Raw genomic sequence first — 17,075 nt, forward strand, 5'->3', positions numbered from 1 at the left:
CGAAGTTAACCATTTTTAGAGGTCTTCTAGCAGCAGCAAATATAAGTTTTTTGAACTACTTCCATACGTAAGAAAATCATTTTCTTCTTTTATATTGAAGTGTTTTATAGTAGTAATGTTTGTGGGAATCTGATTCTTGTTTTTGTTCTTAATTCCTCTTAAGCCTTCTCCAATAGTGTCCACTAATTGACTGGTGGTAGCGAAAATGATAAAATTATCAGGAAGGTCGTTTAGTTTGCTTTCCTTTATTTGGTTAGAGGATATTAAAATAGCTCCATTATCGGCCACTAGGTTTTCGCATGGAGATAAGAGGATTTTAGCGTTGTTGCAATTGTTTGTATTCGAAAACTTTGAATCTTTAAAAATCTCATTCAGCTTTGGATCCAAGCAGCAAACACTTCCGGTTGACCAATTATTTTCAGATAATATATTTTTGAAACAGTCGTGAATTTCGGTCAGCGAATCGCAATACAAAAATTTACCTCCGTTTTTTTTGAAATTTATAGTGAACTTTTCATCGGTAGGAAGCTTAATTTCGGGCATAAACTTTCCTCGTTGATCAGCGCCGGTAGCAGTTGCTTCTTTTTTTTGCTTCGATCCGAAAAGTTTTTTAAATAAGCTCATTATTGTTTTAATGGGGGATTATTTTTAATCGATTTTTAGTCTCGTATATATAAAAATATGAAATTAATAAGGATAACGTAGAAAACAGGAGGAAATTTTATGAACTCCTCCTGTTTATAACTATTATTTTTCTTGCAGCTTTTCCTGTTCTTCTTCGTTTGTTTCCTCTTCTTTGTCAAAAGGACGTTTTCCGAAGATACGCTCTAGGTCATCTTTAAAAATAACCTCTTTTTCCAACAGGCGTTCTGCAAGCTCTGTAAGTTTATCTTTGTTTTTCTCTAATAAATCAATAGCTCTTTGATATTGCTCTTCAATTATTTTAGAGATTTCTCTGTCTATCAATTGTGCAGTTTCTTCACTATACGGCTTAGAGAAATTGTAATCCGTTTGTCCTGAAGAATCATAATAAGTAAGGTTACCGATTTCTTTATTCAAACCATAAATGGTAACCATTGCACGTGCTTGTTTGGTTACTTTTTCTAGGTCGCTCAATGCTCCAGTTGATATTCTGTTAAACATTACTTGCTCTGCGGCTCTTCCTCCCAAAGCAGCACACATTTCGTCTGACATTTGTTCTGGAAGCACAATAAGTCTTTCTTCAGGAAGATACCAAGCAGCTCCTAAACTTTGCCCTCTTGGCACGATAGTAACTTTTACCAAAGGCGCGGCATGTTCTAACATCCAACTTACCGTTGCGTGACCAGCTTCGTGGTATGCAATGGTTTTCTTTTCGTTCGGAGTAATAATTTTATTTTTCTTTTCAAGACCACCAACAATTCTATCAACGGCATCGAGGAACGATTGTTTATCCACCGCTTTCTTGCCATTTCTAGCAGCGATTAAGGCAGCTTCATTACAAACATTCGCAATGTCAGCTCCGGAAAATCCGGGAGTTTGTTTTGCCAAGAAATCCAAATCTAGGGTTTCGGAAGTTTTAATAGGGCGTAAGTGTACCTCGAAAATTTCTTTACGTTCGCGCACATCCGGAAGGTCAACATAAATCTGTCTGTCAAAACGTCCAGCACGCATCAATGCTTTATCCAATATATCGGCACGGTTGGTCGCGGCCAACACAATAACATTGGTGTTAGTGCCGAAACCATCCATTTCCGTAAGCAATTGATTCAGCGTATTTTCACGTTCGTCGTTACTTCCGGTTAGATTGTTTTTACCTCTTGCTCTACCAATAGCATCAATTTCATCTATAAAAATGATAGCAGGAGATTTATCTTTCGCTTGTTTAAAAAGGTCACGAACCCTAGAGGCTCCTACTCCTACAAACATTTCAACAAAATCAGAACCTGAAAGTGAGAAGAAAGGAACTTTTGCTTCTCCCGCCACTGCTTTGGCTAATAAAGTTTTACCAGTACCTGGAGACCCTACAAGTAAAGCACCTTTTGGTATTTTACCACCTAAAGAGGTGTATTTTTCTGGATTTTTAAGAAAATCTACAATTTCCTGCACTTCTTCTTTAGCACCTTCCAATCCAGCAACATCTTTAAAAGTTACTTTCATGTCCGTTTTCTCATCGAATAAACGGGCTTTTGATTTTCCTATGTTGAAAATTTGTCCACCCGCGCCACCGGCAGCACCACCCGACATTCTTCGCATAAGGAATATCCAAATTCCAATAATAAGAACAAAAGGAAGGATAGAGAAGAGTAGTTCTCCAAATAAGTTTGATTCCTGCTCGTACTCTACCGAAGCCGCTAGGTTGTCTTCGCTAATGGTATTGTTTATATCATTCTCGAAATTCTGTAAATCACCGTACTTAAGTTGATACTGCGGGATTTGTGTAGAAGACGGTAAAATAGATTTACTTAAGGCGTCTTTATGAATGTCTTTTTGCTGTGCTTCTTTCGTTAAAAAAACTTTCGCTTGCCTTGTATTGGTAATAATCTGAATTTTTTTAACATCGCCATCTTTCAAAAACTCTTGCAATTTGGCAGGAGTTATGTCTGGTGGTGTTTGCCAACTGCTACCACCAGAGAAAAATTGCATACCTATTATAATAACCAATATAGCCCCATATATCCAGTAGGAGCTAAATTTTGGCTTTTTAGGGTTTGAATTGTTGTTGTTTTCTTTTGCCATTAATTCTTATTCTTGTTCCGCCCACGAGGGCATTATATTTCTATGCTTTTACGTTAAAAAGCTCGTTTTAACTATTCACTACTTCGTATGGAGTACAAAGGGAGTAGATAGATTTAGTTAGAGATAGCAGTCACTTTTGCGTCCCCCCATAATCCTTCAATATCGTAATATTCACGTACGTGTTTTTGGAAAACGTGAACTACCACATTCACATAGTCCATTAGTACCCATTCGGCGTTGTCTGTACCTTCTACATGCCAAGGTTTGTCTTTAGTCTCCCGACTCACAATTTTTTGAATGGAATTTACGATGGCGTTTACCTGTGTGTTTGAAGTACCGTTACAGATTATGAAGTAATCGCAAACCGTATTCTCAATATCTCTCAAATCCAAGATGTTCACATCTTTTCCCTTAACCTCTTCAATCCCTTTTAAGATAAATGTTATTAATTGATCTGCGCTACTATTCGTTTTTGCCATTAAAAATTTTTATTTTCACAAAGTTATTATTTTTTTAGTTTTTGAACTATTCTAAACGGTTCAAATTAACATAAGATTACATATTTAAGATAGTAATTCTCTATGAATTTAATCAAACTTAATGCCACTGATTCCACAAACACTTTTTTAAGGCAGTTGGCGCAGCATCATGCGGTGGAAGATTATACGGTTGTGATGGCAGAAAAACAACTGAACGGCCGGGGGCAAATGGGTACCACGTGGGTGTCTGAGCCGGGGAAAAACCTTACGTTTAGTGTCTTTAAGAGAATTGAGCATCTTGATAAAAGTGAACAATTTTACATAAGCATGGCGGTGTCTTTGGCTATTTATGATGCACTTACATACTTTACTATCCCTCAATTGAAAATAAAATGGCCTAACGACATTTTGTCAGTGAATAGCAAAATTTGCGGAATTTTAATTGAAAGCATTATCCAGAAAGGGGAGATGTTTGCTTGTATCGTTGGTGTTGGACTTAATGTTAATCAAACTGATTTTAATGGCGTTACTAATGCATCATCTTTAAAATCCATTACTGGAATTCATTACGAAAAAGAGGAAGTGCTTCAAAAGATTATCGAGTGTTTTAGACAATATGAAACTTGGGTGGCAAATAAGAAACTTCAAAAGATAAAAGAAAAATACGTCGAACACCTTTTCAGAAGAGATAAGCCTTCGACTTTTAAGCTACAAAATGGAGAACTCATTATGGGTTTTATAAAAGGAGTCGCTGATAATGGCTGTTTACAAGTGCTTTTGGAAGATGAAGTTTTAAAGGAATTCGATTTGAAAGAGTTGAAATTGCTGTATTGAAGAAGAGTTTAAAAGTTTGAAAGTTGAAAGTTAAAAAGTTCTAAGTCAACTCTAAGTTAAGTAGTTAATAAGTTAATAAGTTAAAGAGTTAAAGGTTGAAAGTTATTCCTAATTAAATTGATTTTTACTGACCACTGACCACTGACCACTGACCACTGACCACTGACCACTGACCACTGACCACTGACCACTTCAAGACCATAGTCTAAACTAAACCTCCTTAATATAGATTTCCCTTACTTTTTTGAATAAATCGGAAGAATAAACAAAACTGGTTACCGCTTCGTTATCCGTTTTGAAAATTTCTTTGTTGGTACCTTCCCATTCTTTATATCCGTTTTTAAGGAAAACAATTTTTTGTCCGATTTCCATTACCGAGTTCATATCGTGGGTGTTGATTACGGTGGTGATATCGAATTCCTGTGTAATTTCCTGAATCAACTGGTCGATAATGATGGCTGTTTTAGGGTCCAGACCGGAGTTTGGCTCATCACAGAACAAATATTTAGGTCGGTTTACAATAGCACGGGCAATGGCAACCCTTTTTTGCATTCCTCCAGAGATTTCCGAAGGTAATTTATGATGGGCATCTACCAAATTTACTCTTTTTAGAACTTCATCAACGCGGTCGTTCATTTCGTTTTTAGGGAACTTGGAGAACATCTTCAAAGGGAACAATACATTTTCCTGTACCGTCATGGAATCAAATAACGCACTTCCTTGAAATACCATGCCCATTTCCTGTCGAAGATCCGTTCGTTGGTCCTCGTCCAAATCGGCATACTTTTTATCATTGTAAATAATCTGACCTTCTTCAGGGCGATGCAGCCCTAGTAAACATTTTAAAAAGACAGTTTTCCCCGAGCCACTTTGCCCAATAATTAAATTGGTTTTGCCTTTTTCAAAATTGGTAGAAATACCTTTTAGTATTTCAGTGCCTCCAAACGACTTGTGTATGTTTTCAACTTTTATCATTATCCTAATAACATTTGAGTGAGCAAGTAATTAGCAATAATAATGGCAACACTCGTCCAAACGAAAGCGGTTGTACTTGCTTTACCAACCTCAAGGGCACCACCCTTCATGTAATATCCGTAAAAAGAGGGAATGGTGGCCAAAATAAACGCAAAAACGATGGTTTTGGTAAAGGCGTACACCACATGAAATGTGTCAAAATCTATTTGTAATCCTTTAATAAACTCGGCGCTGGTACTGTAACCACCTAACACTACCGCTACCCATCCACCTAAAATTCCCATGTACATGGCAATGGCCGTAACAAAGGGATAAAGCATTAGTGCGATAATTTTTGGAAAAACCAAATAGTTTAGGGAGTTTACACCCATAACTTCAAGCGCATCAATTTGTTCGGTTACCCGCATCGTCCCAATACTGGAAGTGATGTAAGAACCTACTTTACCAGCCATAATAATGGAGGTGAAAGTAGGAGCAAATTCCAATATAACCGACTGACGGGTAGTGAAGCCAACCAAGTATTTTGGAATAAGGGGATTATCAATATTGAGGGCAGTTTGTATCGCTACAACGCCTCCAATAAAAAAAGAAATGAATATAATAATCCCTAAAGACCCATAAATTAGGTCATCAATTTCTTTAAGTATCAATTGTTTGAGCATGCTCCATTTCGTGATCCTGCTGAAAACTTCCTTCAGCATAATAAAGTAACGCCCAATATTTTCAATATAAGTCATACATCCATGATAGATCAGCTAAAGTAAAAAAATAAAATTACATCTCTTTTAACCATTATTTAAACTTGTGAAAAGTTTTAAAACTTTACTTTTGGTCAAAACTTAATAAGAATGAAGAATATTTTTCTGGTTGGCGCTTTTTTCTTTGCAAATTTAGCGTTACTGGCTCAGCAAAAAAAAGAAGAAAAACCTTTTACCAGACCTAAATTGGTAGTTGGGATCGTGGTTGATCAAATGCGTTACGATTATTTAACCCGATTTTGGGATCAATATGGGGAAGGTGGTTTTAAAAGGATGGTGAACGAAGGCTTTAATTGTAAGAACAATCATTTTAACTACATCCCAACGAAAACTGCAGCAGGACATGCTTCCGTATACACAGGGGCTACTCCTAAGGTGCACGGTATAATTGGTAACGATTGGTACGATAAGACAGAAGATAGAATGGTGTACTGTACGGAAGATGGTGTCGTTGAATCCTTGGGAACCGATTCGGATGCTGGAAAAATGTCGCCGCGCAGAATGGTTGCCAGTACGATGACAGATCAGTTAAAGTTGGCTACGGTTTCCCGTGGGAAAGTCATTGGAATTTCTTTAAAAGATAGAGGTTCTATTTTGCCTGCAGGCCATGCTGCCGACGGAGCTTATTGGTTTCACGGAAAGAAAGAAGGACATTGGGTAACCAGTACGTACTATATGGAAAAGCTTCCGAAATGGGTAAAAAAGTTTAACGATTCTGATGCTGCTGAAAAATATAAAAAAGTATGGAATCCGCTTTACGATATAGAGACTTACACGGCAAGTATTGAAGATGATAATGAGTTCGAAGGCACTTTTTCCGGTGAAAAGAAACCAACATTTCCACACGATCTTCCTAAATTATGGAAGGATAATGGCAGATTTGATTTGTTGAAAGGAGTTCCTTTTGGGAATTCTTTAACTACAGATTTTGCTGAAGCCGCTATTGAAGGAGAGGATTTAGGGAAAGATGATATAACCGATTTCTTAGCGGTAAGTTTTTCCGCAACAGATTATGTAGGTCACCGCTTTGGGGTAAGTGCCAAAGAAACACAAGATACTTATTTGCGGCTCGATCAAGATTTGGAAAGATTCTTCGCCTTTCTCGATAACAAAGTGGGTAAAGGGGAATACACAGTGTTTTTAACCGCCGACCATGCCGCAGTGGAAGTGCCGAGCTATTTGGAAAGCATGGAAATTCCTGGCGGATATTTCAGTAAAAAAGATTTTATTGACTCACTTACTGAGTTTTTAGATGATACATTCGGCAGTGATAAGCTGATAAAAAACTTTTCTAACGAGCAAATATTCTTAGATCAAAAAGAGATTAAAAAGTTGGGAATTTCTTCTGCTGAAGTTGAAAATGCCATTGTTACTGAAATTAAAAACTACAAACATATTACAGAAGCATATTCAGGAACCGATTTAAGGAACCAAGAGTTTACTGATGGTTTGGCAAATCGCCTGCAAAAGGGGTATCATTTTAAACGCTCTGGTGATGTCCTTGTGGTGCTCGACCCAGGTTTTATTAATTCTACAAACCGAAAAGGGACCACACACGGTTCTGGACATGCATACGACACTCATACACCTTTATTATTTTTCGGAAAAGGAATAAATCACGGTGCAACGGTAAGACGTACCGAAATACCGGATATTGCCAACACGGTGTGCGCGCTGTTGGGGATTACTTTTCCCAGCGGAAAGAGTGGGGAGCCTATCTGGGAAGTTATAGAATAGTGCGTCCAGCGTAAGAATTGTTATGCACCAATTAATTTTAAAATTGATTGGTGCGAACTCAAATAAATCGCTGTGGTTGCCATTTTTGGTGATAGTTAAAGCAATATTAATTTCAAAGCAAATTGAAAAAGATTAGTAGTTTTGCAGAATGCTAAATAAATTGAGAAATAGTGTGTTGACTAAAATCCTTTGCGGATTTATGGCAATTTATTTGCTCAATATTAGTGTAGATGCTGCGGATCCTCACCCAGACTATATTCCAGAAGACTTGTCGTTTAACGATCAAGAAAGTATTGCCGAGATTATTATTGAAAAAGTATTGGGCTTTGAAAATGCTTTTGAAGAGTATGACGACCACGATCCGGAAGATCATAATAAAAGCAACAACGTGAAAATTAATTTGTTGATGCATCAAGTCCAATCATCGGATAGCGGCATTAATGAGTTTATGCAAGAAAGAAAATTGCCCCCTCACTATAAAGTTCACTTCACAAACTTCTTTAAGGAGATAGATAGTCCTCCGCCCAATGTTTAATTTGTTTTAATAGTCTGCAGCTCCTGTAATCAAAATTTACTTGGAGTATTTTTTAGTAACTAAAAACAAATTAAATATGAATACAAGCAAAGTATCGATGCTTATGCTGGCATTGCTGTTATTTTCATCTACGTACGCACAAATTTCAGATAAAGAAAAAGATAGCCTTTACATACATCAAGTTGAAGAAGAGAAAGAACCCGCAAAAGTTTTGCACGCTGAACCTCTTTATATAGATTTAATTAGGGATTTAGGAGCGCGAAAGGGCGAAAGAGAATGGAATGTTGGGTTAGGAATTACCGATAATCTAAAATTCGATTCTTATGAAGCCCTTGTAGAATACGAATGGGCTCCAGCAGACCGTCTTGGGCTAGAAGTGGAATTGCCGTTTACATTTTATGCTCCTATGAGTGGCGTAGGTAGGGACTCCATTCCTTCAAACCAGTTAAACAGTATAAAAATTGCGGCGCAATGGTCGTTTTTTGTAAATGAGCCCATGGCTATCTCCATGGCACTCGGCTATATAAATGAATTTGAATTGTCCGATTTTAGGAGTTTTGGTAAACCATTAGTTACGGGGAATGTTTATAATCCATTTTTGGTAGTCGCTAAACGTTGGGGGGATAACTTCCATTCTTTAATTTATACCGGTCCAATGATTGCGCAACATTTTAGTACGAATACTTTTCATACTACATACGATATAAATACCAGTTTTCATTATATGATTCCAGGGTCAAGAAATTTTATCGGAGTTGAATTTAATAAAACGTTCGATCACGGAGATTTCGATATGACAGTGCGTCCGCAAATGCGGGTAGGAGTAGCCGACGATTTAATGATCGGGATTGTGGCTGGAGTTCCAGTAAGCAGGGAAAACGAAAGATTAAGTTCTTTTCTTCGCCTAATTTGGGAGCCAAAACATAAGTAGAGAGCAAAAAAAAGACTGCTTTTTGGAACAAAGCAGTCTTTTTTTATTGTTATTTCCAAAGCTTAAACCGCCTTGTCCATATTATTTGTTAGCGTATTGATGAAATTGGTAATAGGGCCTTTTATCATCATTCCCATCATGGCGTTAAATTCTCCTTCAAAAGTTAGTTTGGCTTCGCTTTTGTCTTCAGCTATACTATCTATATCTGCAGTAAGTGTAAAAGGTAACTTATCGCTAGCGGCGCCTAAAACAATTTTATCATGAGGTTGCTTTTCCTTCATTTTTAAAACAATCTCCGGCATTCCTTTAAGAGCAAATAGAAATTTTTCATCTCCCAAAACCTCAAACTTACTAATGTTTTCTGGCATTAGTTTTTCAAAGTTCTGTACATCGCTCAAAAAATTATAAAGCGTCTCTGCCGATTTATTTACGGTCTTTTTTTCAGTTTCTATTTTCATTATGTTGTTCTATTTCCAGTTTCCAGGATCTTTGCGCCAATCCTGCAACGTTTGTAATTCTTTTTCGTTAATATAATTGGTGTGTGCTGCCTGCTCCAAAAGATACTCGTAATTACTTAGGGTATAAAGTGAAACATTGTTCTCCTTAAAGTTCTCAACAGAAACGTCAAAACCGTATGAGAATATGGCAATCATTCCTTTTACCACGGCGCCTTCGTCTTTTAGGGCTTTTACCGCGTTTAAACTACTTTTCCCAGTACTAATTAGATCTTCCACGACAACCACACTCTGGCCTCGGTCTAAAAATCCTTCAATTTGGTTTCCTCTTCCATGTTTTTTAGGCTCTGGTCGAACATACACAAATGGCAGACTTAACACTTCGGCTACCAACATACCAATGCCAATGGCACCTGTGGCTACACCGGCAATTACGTCGGGTTTGCCATAAAGTTCTTCCAATTGCTTTGCCATGTGTTCCCGAATGTAATTTCGGATGGGCGGAAAGGAAAGTACAATTCGATTATCACAATATATGGGCGACTTCCATCCGGAGGCCCATGTAAAAGGATTTTTTGGATTCAACTTTATTGCATTAATTTGCAATAAGAGCTCTGCTGTTTTTTTAGCGGTATCTTTATCTAAAACCATGATGCAAATGTATGAAGTTTTTGTAAATGAACATCGTATTATTTTAACGGATAAAATTGAAAAAGAAACCAATTTTAAATTGTTTTTAATGGATACGGTAGATATTGATGATGTGGTTCATCAGCTTAATAAAGGCAAAATAACGTGTGCCCACATTTATTGTGAGGATAGAAAAGCGTTGCTGAAAAAGTTTCTTAAGAAAGTGCCACTGGTAGTAGCCGCTGGCGGATTGGTAAAAAATAAGAAGGATGAAATACTTTTTATTTTTAGAAACGGTAAATGGGACTTGCCCAAAGGGAAAGTAGATAAGGGTGAAACCTTGGAAGAAGCTGCCATTCGTGAAGTGGAGGAAGAAACAGGTGTTAAAAAACTAAAAATTGATTCTTTCTTAAATAAAACCTACCATATTTTTAAGCGAAACGGCACTTACAAGCTTAAAGAAACGCATTGGTATTTAATGAGCAGCAAGTACAAAGGTGAGCTCGTTCCGCAGTGTAAGGAAAATATCGAGATTGCAGAATGGCGTCCAGAATCTGACATACCGGAACTCATGGAGAATTCCTACGAAAACATAAAAACCCTTTTTGCTGAAGAATTACTACTTAAAACGGCTAAAAGTCTGCTGTAATTTCACTTTCATTCTAGAATTCTGTAAATAGGATATCGCAAATGCGCTTTCTCGTAGTTTGGTGACTTTTTATGAATCCAATCCAATTGGGCATACCAATTCTTTGCGAAATCAGGGTCATTAGCTTTTTTATTTTCAAATTCTTTTTTGATGGAAGGGTTTGCTTCTAAAAACGCGAGCGCTTTGTCTTCCCATACGTAAGGAGAAAATCCTTCTTTTTGCTGAAGGATGGTATCGAAAAAGTTCCAATTAAAGAAAGAATCCACCGCTTCTGGTTCCAGTGTTTCTAAAATATACCGAATAGAAGGTTGATTCGTTTTTACCAAATAATAATCGTTTGCGGGAACAGTTATTGTTTCATTAGTTGTGGTGACAGAAGTATTTTTATGAAGGTAGTGGCCTTCATAAGGAGATTGTACCGTTGTGAAATCATCAATGTGATAGACCTGAATATTAAATTTTTTGGCCTCTGTTATTCCATCCATCTCAACTTGGTTCAATTTCAATAAATCAACCACCTTTTTCCAGGCTTTTGGCACCAAATAAGCGTCTGGAATAGCAACAGATTTCGAAGGTTTAAAAACATCTTGATACGCCACCTTCTTGTTGAAAGGTCTTTTTCGGTTGTATTTTAATCGTTCTAAACCAGTTACTTCACTGATGATTTTTTCTCCTTCAAAACCTTTAAAGTTTAGTGTTGTTTGTTTTGTGGTATCCAATTCCCACTGCACGGGATAGGTCTCGGCGTTTAAAAAATGGTCATTGGTAGTTTCCCTAACTTGGGCTATTTGCTGGTAATCTTCCTCTATCACCTCAATCATACTTAGCATTAATTCATAGGTACCGTAAACCCTGTCTTTATAAGGTTTCAGCATGTGCGTTTCCACCATCATCCCTAGCGTATTCCAGAGTGTGGTGTAGCCTGTTGAATAGCGGGGAGCATCAAAAAACTGTGAAAAACCTTTTTCCGGCATTTCATTAAAAACATTCACATAAGGAGTAATATCATATTTTTTTTTCTTTAGGGAGGCTATCATTTTCGGCATCATTTCATTCTGCAAATACGTGCCCGCTTTGCTGCCTAATTTATTATGTTGCGTAAAAAGGTGGGTAAGTACATATTGGTAATCCGCACCGTTGCTTACGTGGTTGTCTATAAAAACATCGGGTTGTAAGTAGTGATAGATAGCCGCAAACGATTGTGCGTTTTTGGTATCACACTTTATAAAATCACGGTTGAGGTCGTAATTTCTAGCATTCCCCCTAAAGCCATAAGCTTCGGGTCCGTTTTGGTTGGTACGGGAGGTGCTGTTTCCGTTTAATGCGCCTCCAATGTTATAAATTGGGATGGTAGCAATAAAAGTATGCTTCGGAAGAGTGGTTTTCCCTTCTGCTAAATCTCTAAAAAGCATCATGGTAGCGTCTATTCCATCTGGTTCGCCGGGATGAATACCGTTATTGATAAAAAGAACCCTTTTCTCCTTCCGTACGGTTTCCATGTCAAAATTTCTGTCTGGATTGAATAGGGTTAGATGTAAAGGCTCTCCGCTATCGGTTGTTCCCATTTCTTTCATAACAATAGTGGGATAGCTTTCCGCTAAGCTTTTATAATAATTAATTACCTCGGGGTAGGTGGGGGTTTGTTTTCCATTGGATGTTTCGAATAGGGTTGTGAAATTAGACTTTTGACCAACTAACATATTCAGAAAAAATAAAGCGAAAAGAGTGGAAAGCAACTTTGTCATTATACTTGCAATTTAGATTATGTTTTCAAAAATATAACAATATAGTAGAGTAGTCTGTTTGTCTGTCTAAAAAAATGAAGTAGTTTTGCACCCTTTAAAAGTTAATGGCCTGATAAATAGGTTTGTGACTATGTTTCCCTAGATTAAAACAAATAATATGACAGAGTTTATAAGAAAAATAGTGCCCAATGCCAAAGATGATGTATTAGCCGGAATAACCGTATCCCTTGCTATGATTCCAGAGGTTGTGGCTTTTGCCTTTGTAGCACAAATTGACCCACTAGTTGCTTTGTCTGGAGCATTTATAATCGGACTTATAACAGCAATCTTCGGAGGGAGGCCTGGCTTAATTTCGGGTGCCGCTGGTGCTGTGGCCGTTATTTTTGTAAATCTTATTTCTGAGGGACATGCCAGAGGGATGGCTTTTGATGTTCCCGTAGAGAATATGGGGTATTACTATTTGTTGGCCGCGGTGGTGCTCATGGGTGTTTTTCAAATTGTAGCTGGAATTTTTAAACTGGGTCGTTTTGTTCGTTTAATTCCGCATCCAGTAATGATGGGATTCGTAAACGGATTGGCCATTGTTATTTTTATTGCTCAGGTAAAAATGTTTACCCACAAAGAATTGGTGGTGACCGAAAGCGGACTTAAAAAATATATAAACATACCTATGGAAGGTGCCGAGCTTTTAACCATGATCGGTTTGGTGTTACTGACCATGGGTGTAATTTGGTTGTTGCCAAAAATTACCAAGAAATTACCTGCCTCACTAACGGCTATTTTGATTACTTCGGCCATTGTTATTTTTGGTGGATTGGAAGTGAGTACCGTTGGTTCTTATATTGTTGAAGGGGGTGGAACTGGTTTAAAAGGGGAGTTGCCAACACCCAATATGGAGTTGTGGCAGTACTTGCCGTTTAACTTGGATACGTTTGGATTTATTCTTCCCTATGCATTTTTAGCAGCTTGTGTTGGGCTAATAGAGTCGCTTATGACTCTGAATTTGGTGGATGAACTTACTGAAACCCGTGGAAACGGAAACCGCGAGTGTGTAGCGCAAGGTGCCGGAAATATGTTGAGCGGACTCTTTGGTGGAACAGGAGGTTGCGGAATGATTGGGCAGACCGTGATTAACATCAATGCCGGTGGTCGTGGCCGATTGTCAGGTATTATGATGGCGGTAACCCTTTTAACTTTCATTCTTTTTACCGATAAATTAATTGAACAAGTGCCTATCGCAGCGCTCGTGGGTGTTATGATTATGATGGTGATTGAAACTTTTGCATGGTCTAGTTTCCGCATTATTAGAAAAATACCGAGAGCAGATGCTTTTGTATTGGTAATTGTTTCGGCGGTGACCGTATTTTTCGATTTGGCAATTGCCGTTTTTGTGGGGGTTATTATTTCTGCATTGGTATTTGCTTGGGAAAACGCCAAGAAAATTAGAGCTAGAAAACGCTTTAAAGAGGATGGTACCAAAGTATATGAGATTTGGGGGCCACTTTTCTTCGGAAGTATAAGCGCGTTCAATGAAAAATTCGATATAAAGAACGATCCTGAGCATGTAGAAATAGACTTTGTGGAATCCCGTGTGAGTGATCATTCGGCTATTGAAGCTATTTTTAATATTGTAGGAAAATACGAAGCTGCAGGGAAAACCATTCGATTGAAGCATTTAAGTGAAGACTCCAAAGCGCTCTTATACAAATCGTCTCCAAAATTTAGGGAAGTAATTGTAGATGCCGTAGATGATCCCCGTTATCACTTGGCTGCGAATCCAGAGAAATTTCCGAAGTCCCTTTCAGAATATAAATTGATTCCGGAGGAGTAGTTCTTGTTGTGTTTGTGATTCTTTAGAATTTTTTGAACAAGCTAGTTAGTTTGTTTTCAGAATAAACCTTTTGCACGACTTTCAGAAGGCTTTGCAGAGGTTACAGATGTCTTTGCACGACTTGGAGAAGGCTTTGCAGAGGTCGGAGATGTCATTGCACGACTTGGAGATGTCTTTGCAGAGGTTGGAGATGTCTTTGCACCAATATCATGCGTTCACTACATATTTTTCTTCAGTATAGTAAGCAGGACAGTTTAAAAATCTATTTCTTCTCTTCCGGCTCCAAATGGAAAGAAAGCGAGCTTAGTTTGTCTTTCGTTACGGGTTTAATTAAATGCTTAATAGAGAAAGGGTACTTATTGTTGTATTCCTTTACTTTATTTACATCCTCAGGATTTATGGAAGAAGTGAGAATGTAGATGTATGTTGTTTTACTTATTTCCAGTTTGCTGAAATTATCTATAAATTCCCAACCATCAATGATTGGCATATTTAAATCCAACAAAATAAGCTCGGGGAAAATGGTGTTGTTTTCGTTTCGGTAATGCTTTAATGCTTCAATACCATTATTGAAAGAGATGACGTTTTCGGTTATCCGTGTAACTTCAATAAGCTTTTTAACGCTAAAAATAGTAATCGGGTCGTCGTCGATTAGGCAAATGGCATTAATAGTTTTCATTAAAGTATATTTTAAAAGTTGTTCCTTTATCTATCTCACTTTCGGCTTCTATTTTTCCTTTCATCGCTTCGATTTGGTTTTTAGTGATAAAAAGTCCGATTCCCCTTGCGTCGGTATTTCCATGGAAGGTTTTGTACATTCCAAAGAGTTTATGGCCGTGTTTTTCCAAATCGATGCCCAAGCCATTATCTGTAACGCTTAAAACGGTAAAACCTTTTACGCGTTCGCAATTAATTACAATTTTAGGGTATCTTTTTGGAGCCTTGTACTTGATAGCATTCGTAAAAATATTCAATAAAATGCTTTCAAGGTACGCTTTAACAACTTTTATATCAATATTTTCCGGAACATTGTTCTCAACTTCAGTAAAAGTACTCTTTATAAGTTCGCTAATATTGGTAAATGCTTCTTCTACTTCGGTACGCAGATTTACTCGTTCCGTTTTAATGTTTAAGTTGGTGTTTATGGCAATAATTTCGTTTAGGTTGGAAATAGTTTCGAGCATATTTTTAGACGCAGACCCCAGCATGTCTATTATTTCCACTTTTTTAAATACGTCTTCTTCTACTCCCAATAGTTCTATCAACATAGAGAAATTAGAGGCGTGTGAGCGTAAGTTATGCGAAACAATATGAGCGAAGTTTAGGAGGCGATTGTTTTGTTCACTCGCTACATTAATTACCTCCATGAGTTCTTGTTCTTTTTCTTTAATGTGGGTAATATCTTGTACTACAGACCAAACCAGTTTCTTTCCTGTGGAATTGGTTATTAGCACCCGAGTGATGAGCGCAGGCACCAATTCGCCGTTTTTGTGTTCGTAAAAACCTTCATACGGTCCGTACATATGGTTGTTCAAAACCTCTTTTATAGCACGGAGTTCTTTCTTTTTATGGGTTTTTGGAATTACATCCAGATGAAACATTTTGTACAACTCATCATCGGTATAGCCAACACTCGCTTTAAAAGAATTGTTCATATCTAGAAATTCCCCGGTGAGTGCATCGTTTAAAACTAGACCAGTTGGGGAAAGCTCCAATAGCATGCGGTGAAGCTTTTCACTTTCCTTTAGTTTCTTTCGCGCTTCTACCATTTCCTGTATCACACGGCCTTCCGCAATAAGAAAAGTAACCCTTTTGTAGTCATCAAAAACCGGTTTCAAGGAGAAATCTATATAAACCGTTTTACTGTCCTTGTCGAGAATTTTAGCTTCGTACCTTACAAATTTTCCTTTAGCAGCCTTTTTAAAATTCTTTTTTAGTTTCTTTTGTTCTTTAGTAGATTCCCGCCACCAAGGTGTGTCCCAAAAGTACTTATTCATAACATCTTCTGCCTGCAAACCAATAAAATTAAGAGCAGGTTCATTAATGTCTATCAATCTTCCTTTGGTGTTTAAAAAACCGGTAAATTGAAAGGTGGAATTAAAAATACTGGTAAAAATCTGTTTGTTTTCTGCCAGAGCTCTTTTGGTACTTTTTATTTGCTTTTCATTAAGGGCAAGCTGTAATTGGGTGTTTTTCTTTTCGCTAATATCTTGAACCGTACCATAGATAGTGGTTTGTTCTTTATTTTTTTTAGGGGTTCCCCGAAAACGAATCCATTTATCTTGATTTTCTTCGGAAGTTATTTGTGCTTCAATATCAAACGATTCTGCTTTTTCAAGCGCTTGGTTAATGCTGTCCATTACCAACTCCAAATGATTACCTTCTTTAAAAAAAGCAAACATCTTTTCCATGGAAGGGGTATAGCTATCGGGCACTTCGAAGATATCTTTGGTGATATTAGACCATTCCAGTAGTTCATTATTGGAGGCATAGAGCCATGTGCCGATATTTGCTACTTGTGTTGTTTCTGAAAGGAAATGAAGGTTTTTTTCGTTGTTTTTTTCTGAAGAAATATCTTTTACAGATACTAGTAAATTCCCATCAACAGGTTGAATGAAAAATTGAAACCAGCTTTTATTTCCTTCAGGACATGTAAAGACACCTTCTCCTTCAGCTAGTTTATTTTTTACAGCAGCGGTGATACAGTCTGGGAGTAAATCGTTGTATTCGTTATTAAAAAAAGTATTCCACGGCTCGGTTGTTTCCATCACTTTACCATTGGCACTTAACAAGGCCAT

At 37.5% G+C, this 17,075-nt stretch carries 16 protein-coding genes; 6 read left to right on the top strand and 10 right to left on the bottom strand.

Annotated features, from left to right (window positions below):
* Positions 1-15 precede the first annotated feature (15 nt).
* The 3 genes from NDQ75_RS15480 to rsfS all read right to left on the bottom strand — a co-directional run bounded on the left by NDQ75_RS15480 (position 16) and on the right by rsfS (position 3,197).
* On the bottom strand, positions 16-624 hold the full coding sequence (locus NDQ75_RS15480) for an LUD domain-containing protein (protein WP_202029708.1): 609 nt from the start codon (positions 622-624) through the stop codon (positions 16-18).
* A 123-nt stretch (positions 625-747) separates the two neighbouring features.
* On the bottom strand, positions 748-2,718 hold the full coding sequence (gene ftsH / locus NDQ75_RS15485) for an ATP-dependent zinc metalloprotease FtsH (protein WP_202029709.1): 1,971 nt from the start codon (positions 2,716-2,718) through the stop codon (positions 748-750).
* Between the two features lie 113 nt (positions 2,719-2,831).
* Complete coding sequence (rsfS, locus tag NDQ75_RS15490) at positions 2,832-3,197, bottom strand: ribosome silencing factor (protein WP_202029710.1); 366 nt, start codon at positions 3,195-3,197, stop codon at positions 2,832-2,834.
* Positions 3,198-3,299: 102 nt separating this feature from the next.
* Here rsfS and NDQ75_RS15495 point away from each other — a divergent pair, with 102 nt between their 5' ends.
* Positions 3,300-4,031: a biotin--[acetyl-CoA-carboxylase] ligase gene (locus tag NDQ75_RS15495; RefSeq protein WP_202029711.1), complete on the top strand. Its 732-nt coding sequence runs from the start codon at positions 3,300-3,302 to the stop codon at positions 4,029-4,031.
* 210 nt (positions 4,032-4,241) lie between these two features.
* Here the strand turns inward: NDQ75_RS15495 and NDQ75_RS15500 are convergent, their stop codons facing one another.
* The gene (locus NDQ75_RS15500) at positions 4,242-5,006 is read right to left on the bottom strand and encodes an ABC transporter ATP-binding protein (RefSeq protein WP_202029712.1); all 765 of its coding nucleotides are present in this window, start codon (positions 5,004-5,006) and stop codon (positions 4,242-4,244) included.
* Complete coding sequence (locus NDQ75_RS15505; RefSeq protein ID WP_202029713.1) at positions 5,006-5,743, bottom strand: MlaE family ABC transporter permease; 738 nt, start codon at positions 5,741-5,743, stop codon at positions 5,006-5,008. The genes NDQ75_RS15500 and NDQ75_RS15505 overlap by 1 nt, the downstream gene beginning before the upstream one ends.
* Before the next feature lie 111 nt (positions 5,744-5,854).
* Between NDQ75_RS15505 and pafA the strand changes: the two genes are divergently transcribed.
* The 3 genes from pafA (at position 5,855) to NDQ75_RS15520 (ending at position 8,967) form a co-directional block, all read left to right on the top strand.
* Positions 5,855-7,501, top strand: coding sequence for an alkaline phosphatase PafA (pafA, locus tag NDQ75_RS15510; RefSeq protein ID WP_202029714.1), 1,647 nt, complete (start codon positions 5,855-5,857; stop codon positions 7,499-7,501).
* A 199-nt stretch (positions 7,502-7,700) separates the two neighbouring features.
* Positions 7,701-8,036 (top strand): hypothetical protein, encoded by a 336-nt coding sequence (locus NDQ75_RS15515; RefSeq protein WP_242513727.1) that lies wholly within the window; start codon positions 7,701-7,703, stop codon positions 8,034-8,036.
* 76 nt (positions 8,037-8,112) lie between these two features.
* Positions 8,113-8,967, top strand: a complete 855-nt coding sequence (locus NDQ75_RS15520; protein ID WP_202029716.1) for an HAEPLYID family protein — start codon at positions 8,113-8,115, stop codon at positions 8,965-8,967.
* Between the two features lie 62 nt (positions 8,968-9,029).
* On the opposite strand, the gene NDQ75_RS15525 is transcribed toward NDQ75_RS15520, so the two are convergent.
* Together NDQ75_RS15525 and pyrE are read right to left on the bottom strand one after the other, a co-directional pair.
* A complete protein-coding gene (locus tag NDQ75_RS15525; protein WP_202029717.1) occupies positions 9,030-9,425 on the bottom strand; it encodes an SRPBCC family protein in 396 nt (131 codons plus the stop codon).
* Positions 9,426-9,434: 9 nt separating this feature from the next.
* Positions 9,435-10,073: an orotate phosphoribosyltransferase gene (gene pyrE, locus NDQ75_RS15530; RefSeq protein ID WP_202029718.1), complete on the bottom strand. Its 639-nt coding sequence runs from the start codon at positions 10,071-10,073 to the stop codon at positions 9,435-9,437.
* A gap of 7 nt (positions 10,074-10,080) precedes the next feature.
* Between pyrE and NDQ75_RS15535 the strand changes: the two genes are divergently transcribed.
* Entirely contained in the window at positions 10,081-10,701 is a 621-nt protein-coding gene (locus NDQ75_RS15535; RefSeq protein WP_202029780.1) for an NUDIX hydrolase, read from the top strand.
* Positions 10,702-10,709: 8 nt separating this feature from the next.
* Here NDQ75_RS15535 and NDQ75_RS15540 read toward each other — a convergent pair whose 3' ends face one another.
* Positions 10,710-12,446, bottom strand: coding sequence for a M14 family metallopeptidase (locus tag NDQ75_RS15540; protein ID WP_202029719.1), 1,737 nt, complete (start codon positions 12,444-12,446; stop codon positions 10,710-10,712).
* Between the two features lie 157 nt (positions 12,447-12,603).
* On the opposite strand from NDQ75_RS15540, the gene NDQ75_RS15545 reads away from it, so the two are divergent.
* Entirely contained in the window at positions 12,604-14,277 is a 1,674-nt protein-coding gene (locus NDQ75_RS15545; protein WP_202029720.1) for a SulP family inorganic anion transporter, read from the top strand.
* A 262-nt stretch (positions 14,278-14,539) separates the two neighbouring features.
* Here NDQ75_RS15545 and NDQ75_RS15550 read toward each other — a convergent pair whose 3' ends face one another.
* A complete protein-coding gene (locus tag NDQ75_RS15550) occupies positions 14,540-14,956 on the bottom strand; it encodes a response regulator (RefSeq protein WP_202029721.1) in 417 nt (138 codons plus the stop codon).
* Positions 14,943-17,075: a PAS domain-containing sensor histidine kinase gene (locus NDQ75_RS15555; protein ID WP_242513728.1), complete on the bottom strand. Its 2,133-nt coding sequence runs from the start codon at positions 17,073-17,075 to the stop codon at positions 14,943-14,945. Before NDQ75_RS15555 ends, NDQ75_RS15550 begins: the two co-directional genes overlap by 14 nt.

Origin of the sequence: Galbibacter mesophilus (genome assembly GCF_023721415.1) — a bacterium.
In the GTDB taxonomy this organism is placed as follows: domain Bacteria; phylum Bacteroidota; class Bacteroidia; order Flavobacteriales; family Flavobacteriaceae; genus Galbibacter; species Galbibacter mesophilus.

Bases quoted from the DNA above. Each gene is read 5' to 3' on its own strand.
- NDQ75_RS15480 (WP_202029708.1), bottom strand. From the start codon at position 624: ATGAGCTTATTTAAAAAACTTTTCGGATCGAAGCAAAAAAAAGAAGCA.
- ftsH (WP_202029709.1), bottom strand. From the start codon at position 2,718: ATGGCAAAAGAAAACAACAACAATTCAAACCCTAAAAAGCCAAAATTT.
- rsfS (WP_202029710.1), bottom strand. From the start codon at position 3,197: ATGGCAAAAACGAATAGTAGCGCAGATCAATTAATAACATTTATCTTA.
- NDQ75_RS15495 (WP_202029711.1), top strand. From the start codon at position 3,300: ATGAATTTAATCAAACTTAATGCCACTGATTCCACAAACACTTTTTTA.
- NDQ75_RS15500 (WP_202029712.1), bottom strand. From the start codon at position 5,006: ATGATAAAAGTTGAAAACATACACAAGTCGTTTGGAGGCACTGAAATA.
- NDQ75_RS15505 (WP_202029713.1), bottom strand. From the start codon at position 5,743: ATGACTTATATTGAAAATATTGGGCGTTACTTTATTATGCTGAAGGAA.
- pafA (WP_202029714.1), top strand. From the start codon at position 5,855: ATGAAGAATATTTTTCTGGTTGGCGCTTTTTTCTTTGCAAATTTAGCG.
- NDQ75_RS15515 (WP_242513727.1), top strand. From the start codon at position 7,701: ATGGCAATTTATTTGCTCAATATTAGTGTAGATGCTGCGGATCCTCAC.
- NDQ75_RS15520 (WP_202029716.1), top strand. From the start codon at position 8,113: ATGAATACAAGCAAAGTATCGATGCTTATGCTGGCATTGCTGTTATTT.
- NDQ75_RS15525 (WP_202029717.1), bottom strand. From the start codon at position 9,425: ATGAAAATAGAAACTGAAAAAAAGACCGTAAATAAATCGGCAGAGACG.
- pyrE (WP_202029718.1), bottom strand. From the start codon at position 10,073: ATGGTTTTAGATAAAGATACCGCTAAAAAAACAGCAGAGCTCTTATTG.
- NDQ75_RS15535 (WP_202029780.1), top strand. From the start codon at position 10,081: ATGTATGAAGTTTTTGTAAATGAACATCGTATTATTTTAACGGATAAA.
- NDQ75_RS15540 (WP_202029719.1), bottom strand. From the start codon at position 12,446: ATGACAAAGTTGCTTTCCACTCTTTTCGCTTTATTTTTTCTGAATATG.
- NDQ75_RS15545 (WP_202029720.1), top strand. From the start codon at position 12,604: ATGACAGAGTTTATAAGAAAAATAGTGCCCAATGCCAAAGATGATGTA.
- NDQ75_RS15550 (WP_202029721.1), bottom strand. From the start codon at position 14,956: ATGAAAACTATTAATGCCATTTGCCTAATCGACGACGACCCGATTACT.
- NDQ75_RS15555 (WP_242513728.1), bottom strand. From the start codon at position 17,075: ATGGCCTTGTTAAGTGCCAATGGTAAAGTGATGGAAACAACCGAGCCG.